This is a genomic window from Aliirhizobium smilacinae (assembly GCF_006335145.1).
Taxonomy (GTDB): Bacteria; Pseudomonadota; Alphaproteobacteria; order Rhizobiales; family Rhizobiaceae; genus Neorhizobium; species Neorhizobium smilacinae.
In genome coordinates this window covers 1-21096 of sequence record NZ_VDMN01000003.1, presented here as the reverse complement: position 1 = coordinate 21096, position 21096 = coordinate 1, and the positions used below count along the sequence as shown (strand labels likewise).

At 59.8% G+C, this 21096-nt stretch carries 17 protein-coding genes; 13 read left to right on the top strand and 4 right to left on the bottom strand.

The genetic code is table 11. From position 1 onward, the window contains the following. Window positions 1–5: 5 nt before the first annotated feature. Window positions 6–1145, bottom strand: coding sequence for an ABC transporter substrate-binding protein (locus FHP24_RS14800; RefSeq protein WP_210237840.1), 1140 nt, complete (start codon window positions 1143–1145; stop codon window positions 6–8). A gap of 230 nt (window positions 1146–1375) precedes the next feature. Here FHP24_RS14800 and FHP24_RS14795 point away from each other — a divergent pair, with 230 nt between their 5' ends. From FHP24_RS14795 to lysS, 3 genes are all read left to right on the top strand, one after another. Continuing rightward, complete coding sequence (locus FHP24_RS14795; RefSeq protein ID WP_139677008.1) at window positions 1376–3148, top strand: SLC13 family permease; 1773 nt, start codon at window positions 1376–1378, stop codon at window positions 3146–3148. Between the two features lie 126 nt (window positions 3149–3274). Beyond that, entirely contained in the window at window positions 3275–4732 is a 1458-nt protein-coding gene (gene gltX / locus FHP24_RS14790) for a glutamate--tRNA ligase (RefSeq protein ID WP_139677007.1), read from the top strand. 224 nt (window positions 4733–4956) lie between these two features. Beyond that, window positions 4957–6453: a lysine--tRNA ligase gene (gene lysS, locus FHP24_RS14780; protein ID WP_139677005.1), complete on the top strand. Its 1497-nt coding sequence runs from the start codon at window positions 4957–4959 to the stop codon at window positions 6451–6453. 214 nt (window positions 6454–6667) lie between these two features. On the opposite strand, the gene FHP24_RS28735 is transcribed toward lysS, so the two are convergent. Then, the gene (locus FHP24_RS28735; protein ID WP_180356010.1) at window positions 6668–7975 is read right to left on the bottom strand and encodes a hypothetical protein; all 1308 of its coding nucleotides are present in this window, start codon (window positions 7973–7975) and stop codon (window positions 6668–6670) included. Between the two features lie 227 nt (window positions 7976–8202). On the opposite strand from FHP24_RS28735, the gene FHP24_RS14770 reads away from it, so the two are divergent. The 6 genes from FHP24_RS14770 (at window position 8203) to FHP24_RS14745 (ending at window position 13593) form a co-directional block, all read left to right on the top strand. Next, the gene (locus tag FHP24_RS14770; RefSeq protein WP_139677004.1) at window positions 8203–9102 is read left to right on the top strand and encodes a metal ABC transporter substrate-binding protein; all 900 of its coding nucleotides are present in this window, start codon (window positions 8203–8205) and stop codon (window positions 9100–9102) included. Next, window positions 9099–10010 (top strand): manganese/iron ABC transporter ATP-binding protein, encoded by a 912-nt coding sequence (locus tag FHP24_RS14765; RefSeq protein ID WP_139677003.1) that lies wholly within the window; start codon window positions 9099–9101, stop codon window positions 10008–10010. Before FHP24_RS14770 ends, FHP24_RS14765 begins: the two co-directional genes overlap by 4 nt. Next, window positions 9991–10866 (top strand): metal ABC transporter permease, encoded by an 876-nt coding sequence (locus tag FHP24_RS14760; RefSeq protein WP_139677002.1) that lies wholly within the window; start codon window positions 9991–9993, stop codon window positions 10864–10866. The genes FHP24_RS14765 and FHP24_RS14760 overlap by 20 nt, the downstream gene beginning before the upstream one ends. Further along, window positions 10863–11696: a metal ABC transporter permease gene (locus FHP24_RS14755; protein ID WP_139677001.1), complete on the top strand. Its 834-nt coding sequence runs from the start codon at window positions 10863–10865 to the stop codon at window positions 11694–11696. Before FHP24_RS14760 ends, FHP24_RS14755 begins: the two co-directional genes overlap by 4 nt. A 57-nt stretch (window positions 11697–11753) precedes the next feature. Further along, window positions 11754–12155 carry a MarR family winged helix-turn-helix transcriptional regulator gene (locus FHP24_RS14750; protein ID WP_139677000.1) on the top strand — a complete coding sequence of 134 codons (402 nt, stop codon included), beginning with the start codon at window positions 11754–11756 and terminating at the stop codon, window positions 12153–12155. 142 nt (window positions 12156–12297) lie between these two features. Further along, window positions 12298–13593: an MFS transporter gene (locus FHP24_RS14745; RefSeq protein ID WP_139676999.1), complete on the top strand. Its 1296-nt coding sequence runs from the start codon at window positions 12298–12300 to the stop codon at window positions 13591–13593. Window positions 13594–13682: 89 nt separating this feature from the next. Here the strand turns inward: FHP24_RS14745 and FHP24_RS14740 are convergent, their stop codons facing one another. After that, window positions 13683–15386, bottom strand: a complete 1704-nt coding sequence (locus FHP24_RS14740; RefSeq protein WP_139676998.1) for a methyl-accepting chemotaxis protein — start codon at window positions 15384–15386, stop codon at window positions 13683–13685. 190 nt (window positions 15387–15576) lie between these two features. Then, window positions 15577–16542: a transaldolase gene (gene tal, locus FHP24_RS14735; protein ID WP_139676997.1), complete on the bottom strand. Its 966-nt coding sequence runs from the start codon at window positions 16540–16542 to the stop codon at window positions 15577–15579. Window positions 16543–16740: 198 nt separating this feature from the next. Between tal and FHP24_RS14730 the strand changes: the two genes are divergently transcribed. The 4 genes from FHP24_RS14730 to FHP24_RS14715 form a co-directional block, all read left to right on the top strand. Then, complete coding sequence (locus tag FHP24_RS14730) at window positions 16741–17745, top strand: sugar-binding transcriptional regulator (protein ID WP_139676996.1); 1005 nt, start codon at window positions 16741–16743, stop codon at window positions 17743–17745. Between the two features lie 111 nt (window positions 17746–17856). Continuing rightward, window positions 17857–18810, top strand: a complete 954-nt coding sequence (locus FHP24_RS14725) for a sugar-binding transcriptional regulator (RefSeq protein WP_139676995.1) — start codon at window positions 17857–17859, stop codon at window positions 18808–18810. A gap of 146 nt (window positions 18811–18956) precedes the next feature. Next, window positions 18957–20273, top strand: a complete 1317-nt coding sequence (locus FHP24_RS14720) for an ABC transporter substrate-binding protein (RefSeq protein ID WP_139676994.1) — start codon at window positions 18957–18959, stop codon at window positions 20271–20273. Between the two features lie 201 nt (window positions 20274–20474). After that, window positions 20475–21096 (top strand): carbohydrate ABC transporter permease (locus FHP24_RS14715; RefSeq protein WP_139676993.1); only part of this gene is annotated, 622 nt, incomplete at its 3' end.

The following is a 21096-nucleotide window of genomic DNA, read 5'->3' as shown; positions in this document are numbered from 1 at the left end:
ATATCTTACTGGGTTACCGGCGCGCTTGCGCCGAGCACGACCGGTGCATCGGGGATCTTGGTGAAGGTCTTGATCAGCGTCGCATAGGTGGCGGCGGGATCGAGATCCTTGAAGGCGTCCGGATACATGAAGGTGGCGAAGTATTCCAACCCGACGATGTTGTAGGGATGGTTGTAGAACTGGTGATAGATACCGTAGACGTGGCCTTCCTGCGCGGCCTTCATCGCCGGGAAGCCGTCCCGCTGGGCGAGCTTGCCGAGCGCCGCGGATACCTGCTGCGGAGTGACGTTATAGCCCAGCGGAGCAGCGGAATTCTCCGGGTTTGTCCATTGCGAGCCGGACATGATGTAGACATCCGGCGGATTGCTGCTGAGCAGGGTTTCGAGCGACACGCTGCCGGTCTGGCCGGGCAGAAGCTTGGTGCCGATATTGTTGCCCTTCAGCGCTGCGATGAACTTCCCGAACCCCATGTTGCCATGCGTGTAGCAGCAACCATCGCCCTTGTTGCCGGCCTTTGCTTCGATGAAGACGTTCGGATGTGCCTCCTGCTTGGCGATAACCTCGTTTAGGTGGTCGATATGCTGCTTGTAGAAGGAGACATATTCGCCCGCCTCCTTTTCGCGATCCATGAGCTTACCGAGCACTTCGACACTTTCGGCCGTGTGCTCGACCGGCGCTTCCATCACATCGAGATAGACGACGGGAATATCGAGTGCCTTCAGCTTGTCTTCTACGCCGCTCTCCTGAAACGACTTCTGTGCGCGCATCTGGGCGACGACCACATCAGGCTTGGCGGCGATCACCGCTTCCAGATCGACTTCGCCATCTTCGGAGAGGCTCATGACCGGCGGCGCCTTGCCGAAAGCCTGGTCCATCAGCTTTGCCGTACCCGGATCCGACTTGACGAAATTGGAGCTCCAGCCGACGACGTGGGAATAGGGATTGTCGCGATCGAGCAATGCGACCGTCAGCATGTCGCGACCATCCTGCAAAATGATCCGCTCGGGTTTCTTCGCGATCGTGACGCTACGGCCGGCGACATCGGTGATCGTTGCCGGATAGTCGGTGGCCAAAGCGGCAGAAGTACCGAGCACGAGGGCAAAAGCGGAGAAGGCGATCGTTTTCATCAGGTCGTCCCTTGGCAATCAGATATCCTCCCGACCGGCGGCCTACGCCGATTTCATGACTAGAACAATCAACTTTAACTTGAAAAATCAGCCTTTCCTGCTGATCGCAGATTTTTCGCAGTTGAATTGTCCAAACTGCAAAATCTTGGCCTTCACATTTGAAACCTCCGGCTTGCTCGGACATTATAGGCTCACCCCGACGACCACCTTCCGCCTGACGCTACCCGCATCGCATCCCCCGGAGCCGCATGACAACCCAGCAGATCCTCGCCTTCGCCGTCATCGCCGCGATGATGGCCGTCTTCATCTGGGATCGCTTTCGTTACGATGTGGTGGCGTGCTGCGCTCTCGTATTGGCTGTCTTGCTTGGCGTCGTGCCGGTGAATCAGGCATTTTCCGGTTTTTCCGACGACATCGTCATCATCGTTGGCAGCGCATTGATCGTGTCGGCCGGCGTCGCCCGTTCCGGCATCGTCGATGTCGCAATCAAGAAATTCTTTCCCAACCTCAACACGCTGCACACGCAGCTGGCGCTGCTGATGATCGTGGTCGCGCTGCTTTCGGCATTCATCAAGAACATCGGCGCACTGGCGATCATGATGCCGGTCGCCTTCCAGTTCGCCAAGAAATCCGGCGCATCCCCATCCAAATACCTCATGCCGATGGCGTTTGCCGCCCTGCTCGGCGGCCTGATGACACAGATCGGGACTTCGCCGAACATCGTGGTGTCACGCATCCGCGAGGAACTGACCGGCCAGTCCTTCACCATGTTCGACTTCACCCCGATGGGGGCTCTGCTCGCCGTGGTCGGCATCACGTTTCTTCTGTTCTTCCACTGGCTGGTACCAAGCCGCACCAAACAGACCAACTCGCTGGAAGAGGCGGTCGAAATCAGCAATTACACATCGGAAGCGATGATCACCCAGCAATCGACCATGCTGGAGAAGCCGCTCGGCGAACTGCTCAAACTCGGCGACGGCGAGGTGATCGCCAACGCCGTGTTGCGCGGCCCTTCGCGCATGGCACCCTTTCCGGATCTGAAGCTGCGCGAGAACGACATCGTTCTGCTCGAAGGCCCCTCGAAAGCGCTCGATCGTATCGTTTCCGGCGCAAAACTGCAGCTCTCCGGCAAGCCACTGATGGAAAACGGCCAGGCGCAGGCGGATGTCATCTCGATCGAGGCCATCATCAGCCAGGAATCCTCTCTGCGCGGCCTATCCGCCAAGGATCTTTCCCTGTCCTATACCCGGGGGGTCAACCTTCTCGCCATCAGCCGCCATGGCGAACGCCTGAAGGAACGTCTCGGCACTCTGACGCTGGCGGCCGGCGATGTGATCGTGCTGCAGGGCAGCCGCAAGAACATGCCGACTGTGATGCAGGATTTTGCGCTTCTGCCGCTGGCCCAGCGAGAAGTGCTGCTCGGTACCCGCCGCCGGGCCATCATTCCGCTCGTCATTCTGGCGCTGGCCATGGCCGCCACCGCCGTCGGCCTCGCGCCGGTGCCGGTCGCCTTCTTTGCGGCAGCCCTCGGCATGGTCGTTTTCCGCGCCATTCCGCTCACCGATTTCTACAAGTCCGTCGATGGCCCGATCCTCGTCATGCTGGCTGCGCTGATCCCCGTATCGGACAGTTTGCGCACGACAGGCGGTAGCGAGCTGATCGCTGGTTGGCTTGGCCAGGCGGCAGCAACCCTGCCAGCGTGGGGTGCGCTCGGCCTCATTCTCGTCACCGCCATGGCCGTGACGCCCTTCCTCAACAATGCGGCGACGGTTCTCGTCATGGGACCGATTGCCGCCAGTTTCGCCACCAATCTCGGCTTCAGGCCGGAGGCATTCCTGATGGCGGTTGCAATCGGTGCCGGCTGCGACTTCCTCACTCCCGTCGGCCACCAGTGCAACACATTGGTCTTCGGTCCGGGGGGTTACAAGTTCTCCGATTATCCGCGCCTTGGCCTGCCATTATCCTTCCTGATCATCCTCGTCAGCGTGCCGGCACTGCTCTATGTCTGGCCGGTAGGCTAGTTTCGGCCTAAAATTCTTGACGCTGACACCTGAATATGGCCTAAGCCTGCCCCAATCCCTTTTCCCGGAACAGGCTTGGCGCCGCCCGATATCAACGGGTAGCGCGCCTTGAAGAAGAGCAGCACCATGATCAATCCGACCCCGCGCGTCCGTATCGCCCCCTCGCCGACCGGCGAACCCCATGTCGGCACCGCCTATATCGCGCTTTTCAACTACCTCTTTGCCAAGAAGCATGGCGGCGAGTTCATCCTGCGCATCGAGGATACGGATGCCACCCGCTCGACGCTGGAATTCGAGCAGAAGGTGCTGGATGCGCTGAAATGGACCGGCCTGACCTGGGCCGAAGGCCCGGATGTCGGTGGTCCCTACGGCCCCTATCGCCAGTCCGACCGCAAGGACATGTACCAGCCTTACGCGCAGGACATCCTCGACAAGGGCCACGCGTTCCGTTGCTTCTGCACGCCCGAGCGGCTCGAGCAGATGCGCGAAGGCCAGCGCGCCGCCGGCAAGCCGCCGAAATACGATGGTCTGTGCCTGAGCTACAGCGCCGAGGAAGTCACCTCGAAACTGGCCGCCGGCGAAGGCTCCGTCGTGCGTATGAAAATCCCGACCGAGGGATCCTGCGATTTCACCGACGGCGTTTACGGCGACGTGTCGATCCCGTGGGATTCGGTTGACATGCAGGTGCTCATCAAGGGCGACGGCATGCCGACCTATCACATGGCAAACGTCATCGACGACCATCTGATGAAGATCACCCACGTCGCCCGCGGCGAGGAGTGGCTGGCGTCTGTCCCGAAGCACATCCTGCTTTACCGCTATTTCGGCTGGGAAGCGCCTGTCTTCATGCACCTGTCGCTGATGCGCAATGCCGACAAGTCGAAACTGTCGAAGCGCAAGAACCCGACATCGATCAGCTATTATTCGGCGCTCGGTTACCTGCCGGAAGCTTTGATGAACTTCCTCGGCCTGTTTTTCGTACAGATCGCCGAAGGCGAAGAACTGCTGACCATGGAAGAGCTTGCGGACAAATTCGATCCGGAAGCGCTCTCCAAGGCCGGCGCAATCTTCGACCTGCAGAAGCTTGACTGGTTGAACGGCCGCTGGCTGCGCGAAAAGCTTTCACCGGAAGAGTTCGTCGCTCGCACGCTCGAATGGGCAATGGAAAACCAGCGCCTGACGGAAGGCCTGAAGCACTCCCAGAGCCGCATCACCAAGCTCGGCGACCTGCCGAACCTCGCCGGCTTCCTGCTCGCCGCCGACGTCAACCTGACACCCGCCTCGTTTGCGGGTCTGAAGACCTCGCCGGAAGACACGCTGGCGATCATCAACACGGTGCAGGCCGACATCGAAAAGATGATCGAGTGGAATGTTGAATCGATCGACGCCGAACTGCGCGCCGTCGCCGACAAGCTGGAAAAGAAACTGCGCGTCGTCACCCCGCCGCTGTTCATCGCCATGTCCGGTTCGCAGCGCTCACTGCCGCTATTCGACAGCATGGCGATCCTCGGCCGCTCGGTCGTGCGCCAGCGCCTGAAGATTGCAGCTGCCGTGGTTTCGTCCATGGTGGGTGACGGGAAGTAGAGACTGCGGAGGAGAGCCAAACTCTCCTCCCTCATTCCTGTGCTCGTCACAGGAATCCAGCCACGGCGCGTCTGCGCCGTGAAAGAATGCATTAAGTCTCTCGCGCCCAAAGACTTGGGCGCACTGGATTCCTGTGACAAACCTGAATTTTATTCGGGGCACAGGAATGAGGGATACGGGGACCTCTGGCCGGCGCGGCCATGCCGCAACAGGATTTGAACACGATGACCGACAACAAGACAGAAACCGCCCTCTCCTCCGACGTCACCGAAGTGCGCGCGCAAAAGCTTGCCAAGCTGCGCGAAACCATCGGCGACGTCTATCCGGCGCATTTCCACCGCACCATGACCAATGCGGAACTGGCGGCCAAATACGAGGCGCTGGAGCCGGATACGGAAACCCAGGATGTCGTCACCGTCGCCGGCCGGGTTTATTCCTCGCGCAATTCCGGCATGTTCATGGACATCCATGACGCATCGGGAAAGATCCAGATCTTTTCGCACAAGGATGTCACGCCCGAAGAAGCGCGCAACCTGCTGCCGCTGATCGATCTCGGCGACATTATCGGCGTCACCGGCACCGTGCGCCGCACCAAGCGCGGCGAGCTGTCGATCAACGCGCGTGAGATCACCATGCTGACAAAGGCACTCTTGCCTATGCCGGAAAAGTGGAACGGCATTGCCGATATCGAGATCCGTTATCGCAAGCGCCATCTCGATATCATGAGCAACGAGGAATCGAAGCTTCGTTTTCAGCAGCGGTCGAAGATCGTCTCCGGCATCCGCCACTTCATGGAGGGTGAAAACTTCCTCGAAGTCGAAACCCCGATGCTGCAGACGGTGTATGGCGGCGCCACCGCCGATCCGTTCAAGACCTTCCACAACACGCTGAAGATGGACATGTACCTGCGCATCGCGCCGGAACTGTTCCTGAAGCGCACGCTGGTGTCGGGCCTCTCCGACAAGGTGTTTGAGATCAACCGCAACTTCCGCAACGAAGGCGTCTCCACCCGGCACAATCCTGAATTCACCATGATGGAATGCTATTGGGCCTATGCCGATTACGAGGACATCATGTCGCTCGTCGAACGGCTGTTCGAGACGCTTGCCGTCTCGATCCATGGCACGCCGGAGGTCACCTTCGGCGACAAGCAGATCTCCTTCAAGGGTCCGTTCAAGCGGGTGCCCATGCCCGACGCAGTCAAGGACGTCACCGGCATCGACTTCCTGTCGATCAAGACGGATGAAGAGGCCCGCGCGGCTGCCAAGGCTGCCGGTTTCGAGGTCGAGAAGGACTGGACCTGGGGCGAATGCCTCGCCTTCATCTTCGAGGAAAAGGTCGAGGGCACGCTGATCCAGCCGAGCCACGTCACCCATTTCCCCAAGGACATCTCGCCGTTTGCCAAGGAAGTGCCGGGCGAACCGCGCCTCGTCGAACGTTTCGAGACCTATTGCAACGCCTGGGAAGTCGGCAATGCATTCTCCGAGTTGAACGACCCGGAAGAACAGCGCAAGCGCATGGTCGAACAGCTCGAACAGGCCCATGCCCGCGGCGAGAAGGACAAGCAGCTCGACGACGAGTTCCTGGATGCGATCGACCAGGGCATGCCGCCGGCCGGTGGTTTGGGCATCGGCGTCGACCGCCTGATCATGCTGCTCACCAACGCCCCGTCGATCCGCGACGTCATCCTGTTCCCGGCACGTCGCAACAAGGCGGATTGAGGATTGAGCGGGACTTCGGTCCCCTCACTTGCGATTTCTAACACTTAAGCAAGCTTAAGATGTTGAAATCGCTTTCTCTCCCACAAGGGGGAGAGATGCCGAGGAGGCACTTTCGGCGCTCTACCTCTCCCCTTTTGGGAGAGGTTACAAAATCAAGATCTTAGCGAAGCTAAGTCTTAGATTTCGTTGGTGAGGGGATTTTACCCCCCATCCGTCAATGCGCCGGTTTGAAACCATCCGCCACAGGTGCTGTCTGCTGAGCCCGGAACTTCTCTAGCCAAGCAGCACCGGCTGCATCGGCGCCGTTTTCACCGGCAGTTGCAGGCTGCGAACCGGCATGGGCGCCCGCTTGGGCTGCCTCTGCGGCAGTCCCCGGCTGGACACCATCCTTGGTTGGTGCCCCCGAATGGACCTCGTCAGCCGCGTCCGACTTCGACCAGCCCTTGCCACCCTCGGCAGTCGTTCTTGGCTCACGTGCGGGTTCCGCTGGTATCGACGTCTGCCCGGCATCGGACTTGGCTTCCGTCTGCACGGGAACAGCCGGCTTTTCGGTGGAATCGCCAAGGATCATGCTCTTGGCCTGGTCGAGAAAGCTCTTCGCTTCGGCAGGCTTTTCGGCAGTCGCATTATCGGACTTTTCAGCCTGCGCGCCATGGTCTTCGATCACGGGCGCATTCGCCTTATCACCGGCGGAAACAGGTTTTTCTCCGCCCTGATCCGCCTCGGCATGACCCGCAGCAGGCTCTTCCTTCGCGCCAAAAACCATTCCGGTAATCGAACTGAGGAACCCGCCGCTTTCAACTGCGGCAACCTCCTCGCGCTTGCCTTCGGCCTCCTTGCCGCTGGCGCCTTCGGCTGCCGGCGTGGCACCATGGCCTGGCGCCTTCTCGCCGCCACCGGCAGGCGCACCGTGCGAGGACGCTGCTTTCGGCTCGGCCTTGGCTGCCTCGCTGCCCTCGGGAGGTGCCGGATCGAGACAGTCAGCCTTGTCGGTCAGATGCGCTTGCAGATGTTCGATATCTTCCAGTGGAAGATCGATGCGCGTACCGTAGAAATGACCGTTGGCGCCCGGCGCGCCATCGAGATAATAACCGGAGTAGCTTTCGGACTGCCCCCCCGCCGGGATCTTGGCAGGGTTCGGAATGTAGACGACCTGCGCGGCAATCGCGCGACCGCGCATCTCCGCTGTATCCTTGGGTCCGGCGCTATCGATCATCGCGACCTGCACGAGACCGGCCTTTTCCTTTTCCTGCACGGCCCGCGCCACGCGCAAGGCCGTCTTCAACCTCGAGATGCCGTCACCGGCCTGATCGCTGGTCACATATTTGCGCACCCAGATGCTGCCGTCGCGGCGCATCTTTTGTGTCTGCAGCGTCGTACAGGTCAGCCCGTTGATGTCTTTATAGGAAGGGCCGAGGATCTTGTCAGTTCCGATCAGCACCGCTGCCGAACCGCTCGCGCCGCAGAGAACCAGCACGCCCCCCAGAAGAAAGACGAACTTCTTCGACAGCCGGATCTTCATTCAACAACACCCGGCATGGTCAACTCCAGTTACGCAATACAAGTCATGGAACAATGCTCGGCATATTCGCCCAATCTTATTGAAGAAACTTTAAGCGGATTTGTCAGGCCACCGTTTCAAAGCGGGACACCGCGTTTATTGCGAATGATTTGCAATAGCATTGACAGGTGGATTTTTGCCGCTAGGTTAAATTGCGAATGATTTGCAACAGCAACAACGGATCGTGTATGTCGTTTTTGAGAATTGCATGCCTCGGTACCGGCCTTCTGGCCGGCTTGATCTATCTGCCCTTCGCCGCTCAGGCCCAGGAAAAACCGAAGGTCGTCACCACCTTCACCATCATTGCCGATATGGCAAAGAACGTTGCGGGCGACGCGGCCGATGTCGAAAGCATCACCAAGCCTGGCGCCGAGATCCACAATTACCAGCCGACACCGCGCGACCTGCTGCGCGCCCGCGATGCGGATCTGGTTCTGCGCAACGGCCTGAACCTCGAACTTTGGTTCGAACGTTTCCTGAAAAATCTCGGAGATGTGAAAAACGTCACCGTTTCCGATGGCGTCACCCCCATGTCGATTGCCGGTGGCGCCTATCAGGGCAAGCCCAACCCGCATTCATGGATGTCGCCGGAAAACGCTGTCATCTATGTCGAGAACATCCGCAAGGGCCTGACCGACATCGATCCGGCCAACGCCGAAACCTATGCCGCCAATGCCAAAGCCTACACGGATAAGATACGGGCTGAGGTTCAGCCGATCCGAGATGAGCTTGCAAAACTGCCGGAAAATCACCGTTGGCTCGTCACCAGCGAAGGCGCCTTCTCCTATCTCGCCCGCGATTTCGGCCTGAAAGAGCTCTATCTCTGGCCGGTCAACGCCGATAGCCAGGGCACCCCGCAGCAGGTTCGCTCCGTCATCGATGCCATGCGCGAGCATGACGTGAAGGTGATTTTTTCGGAAAGCACCGTCTCTGACAAACCGGCAAGACAGGTCGCGTCCGAAACCGGCGCAGCCTATGGCGGGGTTCTTTATGTGGACTCGCTGAGCGATGCTGACGGCCCGGTCCCAACCTATCTCGACCTCCTGCGCGTCACCTCCGAAACCATTGCAAAGGGTCTCGCACAATGAGGATGGGCAAGACCAAACCGGTGACTACCGGCCTCAAGCTCGACAATGTCAGCGTCGCCTATCGCAACGGCCACACGGCACTGAAACATGCCAGTTTCGAGGTGCCGAAGGGCACGATCACCGCACTGGTCGGCGTCAATGGCGCCGGTAAGTCGACGCTTTTCAAGGCGATCATGGGTTTCGTCAGGCTCACGGAAGGCTCGGTCGAAATACTCGGAATGCCCGCCCGCGAAGCGCTGAAGAAAAATCTCGTCGCCTATGTGCCGCAATCCGAAGAGGTCGACTGGAATTTCCCGGTCCTCGTCGAGGACGTGGTGATGATGGGCCGTTACGGCCACATGAATTTCCTGCGCATCCCGTCCCGCCGCGACCACGAGATGGTCACCGAGGCGCTGAAACGGGTGAGCATGCTGGACTACCGCAAACGCCAGATCGGCGAACTTTCCGGCGGCCAGCGCAAGCGCGTCTTTCTCGCCCGTGCGCTCGCCCAGGAAGGCCAGGTCATCCTTCTCGACGAGCCCTTCACCGGGGTGGACGTGACGACCGAAGAACAGATCGTCGAACTGCTGAAGGCGCTGCGCGACGAAGGCCGCGTCATGCTGGTCTCCACCCACAATCTCGGCAGCGTGCCGGATTTCTGCGACCGTACCGTTTTCGTCAAGGGCACCGTCATCGCCTATGGCAAGACGGCAGACACGTTCAACGAAGCCAATCTGGAAAAGGCCTTCGGCGGCGTGTTGCGCCACTTCATCCTCGGCGGTGCCGACCTGCATGACGACGCTGACCCGCGCCGCATCAAGGTCATCACCGACGACGAGCGCCCATTCGTCACCTACGGCAACGGCACCGAGAAAACCAAGGCGAAGAAAAAGAAGAAGGACAGCGTCGATGCTCCAGACGCTTCTTGAACCTTTCACTTACGGCTACATGCTGAACGCCATCTGGGTCTCGGCTCTGGTCGGCGGCGTCTGCGGTTTTCTCTCCGCCTATCTGATGCTGAAAGGCTGGTCGCTGATCGGTGATGCGCTTTCGCATTCAATCGTTCCCGGCGTCGCCGGCGCATACATGCTCGGCCTCCCCTTCTCCATCGGCGCCTTCATGTCCGGCGGCCTTGCAGCACTAACCATGCTTTTCCTCAACCAGCGCACCCGCCTGAAGGAAGACGCCATTATCGGCCTGATCTTCACCTCCTTCTTCGGGCTTGGCTTGTTCATGGTGTCGCTGTCGCCGACCTCGGTCGATATCCAGACCATTGTCATGGGCAACGTGCTCGCCATCAGCCCCGGCGATACGCTGCAGCTCGTCATCATCGGCACCGTCAGCCTCGTCGTCCTGACGCTCAAATGGAAGGACCTGATGGTCGCATTCTTCGACGAAAACCACGCCCGCACCATCGGCCTGAAACCTGATGCGCTGAAGGTGATGTTCTTCGCCCTGCTCGCTGCCTCCACCGTCGCCGCCATGCAGACGGTCGGCGCATTCCTTGTCATCGCCATGGTAGTAACACCGGGTGCCACCGCTTACCTGCTCACCGACCGGTTCCAGCGCGTCATTCTTCTGGCCCTCGGCATCGGTGCGGGCACAAGCTTCTTCGGCGCTTATCTGAGTTACTTCCTCGACGGCGCCACCGGCGGCATCATCGTCGTGTTGCAGACACTCATCTTCCTTATGACCTTCGTCTTCGCCCCCAAACACGGCATGCTGGCATCGCGCCGCCGCATAAGAGCCTCGTTGCGAGACACCACTGCGGAGGATGCCGCATGAGCGATGCGATCGATCTCCTTGTCTTCCCGTTCCAGATCGACTTCATGCGCACCGCCTTTGCGGTGACGCTGATGATCGCCCTGCCGATGGCCATCCTCTCCTGTTTCCTGATCCTGAAGGGCTGGTCGCTGATGGGAGACGCAGTCTCTCATGCGGTGCTTCCCGGCGTCGTCATCGCCTACATGCTGGCGATTCCCCTCTCCATCGGCGCTTTCGTCGCCGGCATGGTCTGCGCCCTGATGACAGGCTTCCTGAAAGAAAACAGCCGCATCAAGGAAGACACGGTTCTCGGCATCGTCTTTTCCGGCATGTTCGGCCTCGGCCTGGTGCTCTACGTCAATGTCCAGGCCGACATCCATCTCGACCACATCCTGTTCGGCGACATGCTCGGTATCCTGCCGCAGGACCTGATCGAGACGACGCTGATCGCCATCGCCTCGACTATCTTCTTCGTCATCTTCCGCAAGGACCTGCTGGTTCACGCCTTCGACGAACAGCACGCCAAGGCGATCGGCCTGCCGACCCGGCTGCTGCATTACGGGCTGCTTGCCGTTCTATCGCTGACGGTCGTCGGAGCCTTGAAGGCGATCGGCATTATCCTTTCGGTCGCTCTGCTGATTGCTCCCGGCGCCATCGCCTTTCTGCTGACGCGCCGCTTCACCACCATGCTGATCACGGCGGTCGCGGTCGCACTGGGCTGCTCGCTCGGCGGCATCTATCTAAGCTTCTTCCTCGACAGCGCCCCCGCCCCCACCATCGTACTGCTGATGACGGCGACCTTCATCGCCACCTTCATCCGCACCATGATCGTATCCCGCGCCACGGCCTGACACGACGCGGGTATATACCCACTTGCCTTAAAGCAGGTCCGGGTATATACCCGCGACATGACCAGCGACACCTGCCACTGCATCCTGTTGCGCAAGGCAACCCGCAAAGTCTCGTCCTATTATGACGAGGCCTTGGCGCCGCTTGGCGTCAATATCGGCCAATTCAGCCTGCTTCGGAATATCAGGAAGCTTGAGCCGGTCTCGCTGACGGATCTGGCGCATAAGGTGGAACTGGATCGCTCGACCGTCGGCCGTAATGCCAAGGTACTTGAGCGGCTGGAGCTCGTCGCCATCGGCCACGGTGAAGATCAGCGTGAGGCAATGCTGACGATCGCACCCAAGGGCCGCGAAATACTGGATAAAGGTGCGCCACTCTGGGATAGCGTGCAGGACGAGATCGATGCCCGGCTTGGGCGTGAGAAAGCAGAACAATTGCAGGAGCTCCTGGCTGCTCTCTAGTGCAGTTTCGGACACAAAACCACGGCGCATTCTGGCTGGAACTGCTCCAGCTTTTTGAACCGGATATAGGTAATCACCCGAAAATGCGGGTAGATACCCACAAATTCTCCCGCCAACCGGCGATGCATGAAGGGAACAACGGATGATATCGACAGGCGTTGCCGGCTGGATGGCGGCGAGAAAGCTTCACTATGGATGGGTGGTCGCCGCGACCACCTTCCTCACCATGCTGGCGACTGCAGCCGCCATGGGCTCCGCCGGCGTGATGATCCAGCCGCTGCATGACGAATTCGGCTGGGATGTCGCAGACATCTCGTTTGCCATGGCCATCCGCCTCGTGCTTTTCGGCCTGCTCGGCCCCTTCGCCGCCGCCTTCATGAACCATTTCGGCATTCGCCAGGTCGTTTCCTTCGCACTCGGCCTGATCCTGTTCGGCATCGTCGTCTCGATGTTCATGACGGAAGTCTGGCAGCTGGTGGCGCTCTGGGGCGTGGTGATCGGCGTCGGCACCGGCATGACCGCGATGGTGCTTGGCGCAACCGTTGCCTCCCGCTGGTTCTCCAAGCGTCGCGGCCTCGTCGTCGGCATGCTCAGCGCCAGCAATGCCACCGGCCAACTCCTGTTCCTGCCGCTGCTTGCGGCGCTAAGCGAAGCCTATGGCTGGCGCGTCGCGCTCATCCTGACCGCAGCGGCCATCACCGCCGCCATGCTGCTCGTTCTCCTGCTGATGCGCGATCATCCCGCCGATCTCGGCCTGCCCGCCTATGGCGAAACCACCATCGTAAAGCCGCCGAAGCAGGATCACAAACTGCTCGCCACTCTCGTCTCGCCGCTTGTCACGCTGAAATCGGTATCGACCAGCCCGACCTTCTGGATCCTGTTCGGTTCCTTCTTCGTCTGCGGCCTCTCCACCAACGGTCTGATCCAGACCCACTGGATTTCGATCTGCGGCGATTTCGGCATGACCTCGGTCGCCGCCGCGGGCACGCTTGCGGTGCTCGGCATCTTCGATTTTTTCGGCACCGTCGCCTCCGGCTGGCTCTCCGACCGTTACGACAACCGCGTCCTTCTCTTCTGGTATTACGGACTGCGCGGCCTGTCGCTGATCTACCTTTCCTTCTCCGGCTTCTCCTTCTACGAGCTGTCGGCCTTCGCCGTCTTTTACGGTCTCGACTGGATCGCCACCGTGCCGCCGACGGTCAAACTCGCCGCCGAAAAATTCGGCCGGGAAAAGGCAGGGCTCGTCTTCGGCTGGGTCTTCACCGGTCACCAGCTGGGCGCCGCAACCGCCGCCTTCGGTGCCGGCTACATCCGCAGCGACTTCGAAACCTACATGCCGGCCCTTCAGATTGCTGGCGTCATGTGCATGCTCGCAGCCGTTGGCGTCATGCTGCTGAGAAAGCCGGGAGCCCCGGCCTTGGCCACGCAGACAGCCTGAAAGCTGCACGTTCCTGAACGGCAAAAGGCCCGCTGGTTCGCGGGCCTTTCATTGTCTCGAACAAGAAACGAAAGCGCATCAAAGCGAATTCATGCCGCCTTGCTGTGAACCGGCGCCTCTGTGCCCGGCTGGCGGATGCGGTTACGCCGGTTGAGTTTGAAGTGATTGACCAGCTCGACGAGCTGCGCTGCACCTGTGGCCAGCGCCCGGCTGATCGTGGTTGTCCGCTCGACCATGACCGCATTCTGCTGGGTCATCCGATCAAGCTGCGAAACCGTGCTGTTGATCTCCGAAAGACCGGTCGCCTGCTCCTGCGCCGCCGTTGCAAGCGACTGAACATTGCGATCGATCGAGGCGACGAAAGCCTCGATCTCACTCAGTGCGGCTCCCGTTTCATCGACGAGACGCACACCGTCGGTGACTTCCCGGCCGGAATTGTCGATCAGCGCCTTGATCTCCTTCGCTGCGGTCGCAGAACGCTGGGCGAGCTCCCGGACTTCCTGCGCGACAACCGCAAACCCCTTGCCGGCTTCACCCGCGCGAGCCGCCTCGACGCCGGCATTCAGAGCCAGAAGGTTTGTCTGGAAAGCGATTTCATCGATCACGCCGATGATCTTGGTAATCTCTGCCGATGCCCCTTCGATGCGCTTCATCGCGGTAATCGTTTCCCGCACCACGGAGGATGAAGACGTTGCGGCCTCCAGAGCATTTTTCACCAGTTTGCGCGTCTCGACCGTGTTTGCCGAAGATGCCTTGATGGTCGACGTCACCTGTTCCAGCGCAGCAGATGCCTCCTCCAGCGATGCCGCCTGTTCCTTGGTGCGAGCCGACATCTGGTCCGCCGCCTCGTTCATCTCCTGGCTGGAGCCGTTGAGCATGCCGGTCTGCCTGAGCACACCCATCAGCGTTTCCTGAAACGCGCCGATCGAGGCGTTGAAATCCCGCCGAAGCGGCTCGAACTCGGAGCTGAAGGGCACGTCGATCGTCTGGCGGATATTGCAGTCTGCGAGACGCCCGAGACCTGCACCCAGTTCCGTCACCACGGTCATGCGCTCGGAAACATCCGTGGCAAACTTCACCACCTTGAACACGCGGCCGCTGTCGTCGAGGATCGGATTGTAGGACGCTTGGATATAGATCGGCTCGCCCTGTTTGGTAATCCGGGTGAACTGTCCGGTGGAAAACCGGCCCGCGGAAAGCTCCTGCCAAAACTGGCGATATTCCCCTGAGCGCGCATAGTCCGGCTCGCAGAACATCGAATGGTGCCGGCCGACGATCTCGTCGGCCCGATAGCCCAGCGCATCGAGAAAATTCTGATTGGCCGTGATGATCTCGCCCGATGGCGTGAATTCGATGATCGCCTGCGCGCGTGAAAGTGCATCCAGCTTGCCGCGATTTTCCAGCGCGTCCTTGCGCGACGCCGTGATATCCGTGGCGATCTTCACCACCTTATACGGCTTTTTACCGCGGAAAACCGGATTGTAGGAGGCCTCGATCCAGACCTCGCGTCCGCCCTTGCCGAGACGCTTGTATTTGCCCTGGTCGAACTTGCCCTTGGCCAGCCCCGCCCAGAAATCGGCATAGTCCTTCGACGACGCCTCGCCCGCATCGACGAAAATGCGATGGTGCTTGCCGACGATCTCAGCCAGCGAATATCCGACCGTTTTGCAGAAATTCTCGTTGGCAGTCAGAATGATGCCGTTGAGATCGAATTCGATGATCGCCTGGGAGCGATTGAGCGCCTCAACGAGGGCTGCGTTGGATTGAATGTGGCCGAAAGGCAAACCGACCATGGGGATCTCCAGCTTGGCTAATTTTGCCGGGAGATTATCCGTCCATATTAAAGTTTAAGTTAATTAAGTACTTGATCGAATTCAACTTTACAGTGTCGTGAAGCGCGCCGCTCCTCCCGAACGCGAAAACACGCCGCATGAAAAGGCCCGCCTCGCGGCGAGCCTCTCATGTTTGGCGGTGGTTCGATAATCAGGCAGCTGCGAGCTGCAATTCCTTGCTGACGAGATTACGCAGCGCAATCAGGTCCTTGTTGAACAGGCGGATACCGTCGGAAAGCTTTTCGGTCGCCATCTGGTCTTCGTTGAGCATCCAGCGGAAGGTCTTTTCGTCCATCTTGATCGGTGCGACGGCTTCGAATTTTTCCGGCGAAAGCTTGCGCTCCAGCGTGCCTTCGGCCTTGTCCAGCTCGTCGAGCAGGTTCGGGGCAATCGTCAGGCGGTCGCAACCGGCCAGCGCTTCGATCTCGCCGATATTGCGGAACGAGGCACCCATGACGATCGTCGAAATGCCGTTCGCCTTGTAGTAATTGTAGATCGCGCGAACAGAGACGACGCCCGGATCGGTTTCCGACGTGTATTCCTGGCCTGTCGACTTCTTGTACCAGTCGAGGATACGACCGACGAAAGGCGAGATCAGGAATGCCTTCGCATCGGCGCAGGCAACTGCCTGGGCATGGGAAAACAGCAATGTCAGGTTGCAATCGATGCCTTCGGCCTGCAGCACTTCGGCAGCCTTGATACCTTCCCAAGTGGAAGCCAGCTTGATCAGGATGCGCTCGCGCTCGATGCCGCGCGCCTTGTAGGAGGCGATGATGTCATGCGCCTTCTTGATCGAGGATTCCGTGTCGAAGGAAAGGTCGGCATCGACTTCGGTGGAAACACGGCCGGGAACGATACCGGCAAGCGCTGCACCCACGTCGATCGCAAGACGGTCGGCAACCGCAACGGCGATCGCATCGTCATTGCCGCCCTGTTTGCGGCCCCATGCGACTGCTTCCTTGAACTTGTCGGCGAACGCCGGCGAGCCGATTGCCTTCAGCACGATGGACGGGTTGGTGGTGCAATCGACCGGCTTGAGGCGCGCAACCGCCTCGATGTCGCCGGTGTCGGCCACCACGGTGGTCATGGAACGAAGCTGCTCTAGTTTCGACGTCATCCGAAAGATCCTCGCTATCTATATCCAACGCCGCAGCGCCGATTTTGCTCCTCAGGCATGTTATGTAGATAACATCCCCGGATCGTAAAGAAGTCAAGACATTTGTCCTTCTCAATTGACATATGTTCCAATGAAGACGATATCATGACGGCACGCGCCAGAATTGCATGCACTGCTTATCGGGAGGATCGAGCACACTTGGCCAGGTTGAGACGCGAAAGCCACACCACCTATTCGGACGCCACCTCCCAGAGGCTTCGCGCCGCATGGCTCTATTACAATCAGGGCCTGACGCAGAAGGACGTGGCCGAGAGACTGGGCGTCAGCCGCTCAACCGTGATCCGCATGCTCGACGAGGCGATGAAGCGTTCCGAGGTGCAGATCTGGATCTCGGAAGGCGTCGAAAGCTGCGTCGAACTGGCGATCCAGCTGGAAAAAGCCTACGGTCTCGACGAGGCTGTCGTCGTCCCGACGCCGCGCGACAGCAGTGCCGATGCGCTGGCAGGCGCCGTCGGCCTCGCACTCGGTCAGTTCTTATCCGATGTCATTCAGGACGACATGACCATTGGCGTCGGCTGGGGCCGCACCATGACGGCCTCGCTCTCCAGCTTCCGCCCGGCACGTCATAACAACGTCAAGGTCGTCTCGCTTCTTGGTGGCATCGTCGCCGTCCATCAGACCAACCCGATCGACTTCACCTGGCGGTTCGCCGGTCAGCTCGGCGCCGAATGTTACATGTTTTTGGCCCCTCTTCTGGTCGATACCGTCGCCACCAAGCGCGCCCTGATCGACAAATGCGGCCTCGACACGATCTACAACCTTGCCGAGAATCTTGATCTCGCCGTCGTCAGCTGTGGCGATATCGGCCCGCACTCCACCTCGCTCTCGGAAGGCTTCATTTCGAAGAAGGAGCTGGACCGCCTCATCGCATCCGGATGCGTCTGCGATACGATGTTCAATTTCCTCGATGAACAAGGCCGCTCGGTCGATCATGCGCTGAACGACCGGGTCATGTCGGTCGATCTCGATACGCTAAAAAAAGCGAGACATATCGTGCTTTCGTCCGGCGGCTCCCACCGCGCGGTGGCCATCCGCGCCACCATCCGCCGCATCGGCTGCAACACGCTGATCACCGACGAGACGGCGGCAAAAGAATTGCTGCGGCTGGCTGCAGAGGAGCCGGCGACCGTCTCGGAGGACTGACGTTCGCGACATGCAAGCGGCTTTTTGTTGGATGCAGCCGAACGACCCCTGCCAAGCGTTTGACAGACAGTCGGAAAAAATGCCAGCAAATTGGGGGAGGAGATTTCTGCAATGGCAAAACGGTCTGACACCCAGGGACGGCTGGATGATGCGGCAAGGGCTGGCTGGCTCTATTACGTCGCCGGTCGCACCCAGGACGAAATAGCGGCTGCCATGGGCATTTCCCGGCAGTCGGCACAGCGTCTCGTATCGCTTGCCGTGGCGGAACGCCTGATCAAAGTCAGGCTCGACCATCCGATTGCCGCCTGTCTTGAACTGGCGGAACGTCTCAAGGAAAAATACGGCCTGCGTCATGCCGAAGTCGTGCCCAGCGACCCTTCCGGATCGTCTTCGACCACAGGCATTGCAGAGGCGGCGGCCGCAGAAATAGAACGCTGGCTGAAGCGGCCGGAGCCGATCGTGCTTGCCGTCGGTACAGGCCGCACGCTGAAAGCGGCCGTCGATCAACTACCGCCGATGGAGTGCCCGCAGCACCGCATCGTCTCGCTCACCGGCAATATCGGTCCGGACGGCTCGGCCGCCTTCTACAACGTCATCTTCTCGATGGCCGATGCCATCAAGGCGCGTCATTTCCCCATGCCGCTCCCGGTCCTCTGTTCCTCTGCGGAAGAACGCGTGACTCTGCATGATCAGGCGCTTGTCCGCTCGACGCTGGCGCTTGGCGCTGAAGCGGCTGTGACCTTCGTCGGAATAGGTGAACTCGGTGTGGACGGACCTCTCTGCGTCGATGGATTCCTTGGCCGCGAGGAGATGCAGGGTTTGGTCGAAAGCGGCGCCGCTGGCGAGATTTGCGGCTGGGTCTATGACCAGCAGGGAAGGCTTTTGGACAACGCCGTCAACGAGCGTGTCGCCAGCGTTCCGATCCCGTCACGTTACACCAGTGCGGTCATCGGAATCGCCCAGGGACAACGCAAGATCAAGGCCATCGCAGCGGCGCTCCGAGGCAAGTTGATAAACGGCATTATCACTGATGAAGCCTCTGCCGAGCAGTTGCTCCGCCTGTGAGCAAAAATTTCATCGTTTAAATTCAGGTATTTAAAACGTTTCAATCGCAGTGCAACGACGAATCCGTGTTGACTTCTGTCAGGTCTTGATAAGTAATTGCCCACGAGCAAAGCGAATGCTCGCACTCATCTTCTCGGGAGGAAGATATGACATTGAAGACCTTTTTGCTGGGCGCCTGCTCGGCCATGGCTTTTGTTGCCACCGCGGCTTCGGCTGAAACCCTCACCATTGCGACTGTTAACAACGGCGACATGGTCCGCATGCAGGGCCTGACCTCGGAGTTCACCAAGGCGAACCCGGACATCCAGGTAAACTGGGTGACGCTCGAAGAAAACGTTCTGCGTGAACGTGTGACGACCGATATCGCCGCAAACGGCGGCCAGTACGACATCGTCACCATCGGCAACTACGAAGTTCCGATCTGGGCTAAGCAGAAGTGGCTCCTGCCGCTCGACGGCCTCGGCGACAAGTATGACATGGACGACCTCCTGCCGGCGATCCGCGGCGGTCTGTCCGTCGACAGCAAGCTCTATGCGGCACCGTTCTACGGCGAATCCGCCATGATCATGTACCGCAAGGACCTGTTCGAAAAAGCCGGCCTGAAAATGCCGGAAAGCCCGACCTGGGAATTCATCGCCGATGCGGCGAAGAAGATCACCGATCGCGGCAACGACGTCTCGGGCATGTGCCTTCGCGGCAAGGCCGGCTGGGGCGAGAACATGGCCTTCGTCTCGGCGCTCAACAACTCCTTCGGCGGCCGCTGGTTCGACGAAAACTGGAAGCCGCAGTTCGACCAGCCGGAATGGAAGGCCTCGCTGCAGTTCTATGCCGACCTGATGAAGGATTCCGGTCCGTCGGGCGCCTCTTCCAACGGCTTCAACGAAAACCTGACGCTGTTCCAGCAGGGCAAGTGCGGCATGTGGATCGACGCGACCGTCGCTGCATCCTTCGTCTCGAACCCGAAGGACTCGAAGGTTGCCGACAAGGTCGGTTATGCGATCTTCCCGACCAAGGAAGGCGTAGCCAACCACGGCAACTGGCTGTGGTCCTGGAACCTTGCCGTTCCGGCTTCCTCGCAGAAGGCTGAAGCCGCGCAGAAGTTCATCTCCTGGGCAACGAGCAAGGAATACACGACGCTCGTCGCTGCCAAGGAAGGCTGGGCCAACGTTCCTCCGGGCACGCGCACCTCGCTCTACAAGAACGCGGACTACCAGAAGGCTGCCGCCTTCGCTGCTCCGACGCTTGCTGCCATGGACGCTGCCGACATCACCAAGCCGACCATCAAGCCGGTCCCTTATACCGGTGGCCAGTTCGTCGCGATCCCTGAATTCCAGGCTCTCGGCACCACGGTTGGTCAGCTCTTCTCGGCTGTCATCGCCGGCCAGTCCACGGTCGACGACGCACTTGCCGCCGCTCAGGCAACGGCGACCCGCGACATGACCCGCGCCGGCTACATCAAGTAAGGGATTTCCTCGCAGGACCAGGGTTGTCCGGCGCCAAGCCGGGCAGCCCGCCTCAAATGGAAATCAGAACGACCAGAAGCCGAGCCTCTCGTCGTATCCGCAAGCTACCCTATAAAAACAAGATCATGCTTCCGCGCTGACGTTCGTCAAGAACGCTTAGGGCGGCAATGAGAGCTCAAAGCTCCGGGGAGGGTTTTAGAGATGGCAACGCAGAATACCCGGACGTTGGCACGCCTTATGATGGCGCCCTCCGTCGTCGTTCTTCTGATCTGGATGGCCGTACCGCTCGCAATGACGCTGTACTACTCGTTCCAGAACTATAATCTGCTGACACCTCAGAATGTCAGCTTCGCAGGTTTCTTCAATTACCAGTATTTCTACACCGATCCGGCCTTCTTCCAGTCGATCTGGAACACGCTGCTTCTGGTTCTGGGCGTGCTTGCCATCACCGTCATCGGCGGTACCGCGATCGCGCTTCTGATCGACCAGCCGATCTTTGGCCAGGGCATTGTCCGCATCCTGGTGATCTCGCCCTTCTTCGTCATGCCGCCGGTGGCCGCATTGATCTGGAAGAACATGATCATGCATCCGGGCTACGGCGTGTTTGCCGATATCGCAAAGTTCTTCGGCGTGCAGCCGATCGACTGGTTTGCGCAATATCCGCTGTTTTCGGTCATCATCATCGTCGCCTGGCAATGGCTGCCGTTTGCAACGCTCATCCTTCTCACCGCGCTCCAGTCGCTCGACAGCGAGCAGCGTGAAGCAGCGGAGATGGACGGCGCCAACTTCTTCAACCGCTTCATCTACCTGACGATCCCGCATC

Coding starts and splice junctions, on each gene's coding strand:
- FHP24_RS14740 (WP_139676998.1), bottom strand. CDS start 15,386: ATGGTCGGTTTGCCTTTCGGCCACATTCAATCCAACGCAGCCCTCGTT.
- FHP24_RS14750 (WP_139677000.1), top strand. CDS start 11,754: ATGACCAGCGACACCTGCCACTGCATCCTGTTGCGCAAGGCAACCCGC.
- FHP24_RS14765 (WP_139677003.1), top strand. CDS start 9,099: ATGAGGATGGGCAAGACCAAACCGGTGACTACCGGCCTCAAGCTCGAC.
- FHP24_RS28735 (WP_180356010.1), bottom strand. CDS start 7,975: ATGAAGATCCGGCTGTCGAAGAAGTTCGTCTTTCTTCTGGGGGGCGTG.
- FHP24_RS14725 (WP_139676995.1), top strand. CDS start 17,857: ATGGCAAAACGGTCTGACACCCAGGGACGGCTGGATGATGCGGCAAGG.
- FHP24_RS14770 (WP_139677004.1), top strand. CDS start 8,203: ATGTCGTTTTTGAGAATTGCATGCCTCGGTACCGGCCTTCTGGCCGGC.
- FHP24_RS14760 (WP_139677002.1), top strand. CDS start 9,991: ATGCTCCAGACGCTTCTTGAACCTTTCACTTACGGCTACATGCTGAAC.
- FHP24_RS14745 (WP_139676999.1), top strand. CDS start 12,298: ATGATATCGACAGGCGTTGCCGGCTGGATGGCGGCGAGAAAGCTTCAC.
- lysS (WP_139677005.1), top strand. CDS start 4,957: ATGACCGACAACAAGACAGAAACCGCCCTCTCCTCCGACGTCACCGAA.
- FHP24_RS14795 (WP_139677008.1), top strand. CDS start 1,376: ATGACAACCCAGCAGATCCTCGCCTTCGCCGTCATCGCCGCGATGATG.
- FHP24_RS14755 (WP_139677001.1), top strand. CDS start 10,863: ATGAGCGATGCGATCGATCTCCTTGTCTTCCCGTTCCAGATCGACTTC.
- tal (WP_139676997.1), bottom strand. CDS start 16,542: ATGACGTCGAAACTAGAGCAGCTTCGTTCCATGACCACCGTGGTGGCC.
- gltX (WP_139677007.1), top strand. CDS start 3,275: ATGATCAATCCGACCCCGCGCGTCCGTATCGCCCCCTCGCCGACCGGC.
- FHP24_RS14720 (WP_139676994.1), top strand. CDS start 18,957: ATGACATTGAAGACCTTTTTGCTGGGCGCCTGCTCGGCCATGGCTTTT.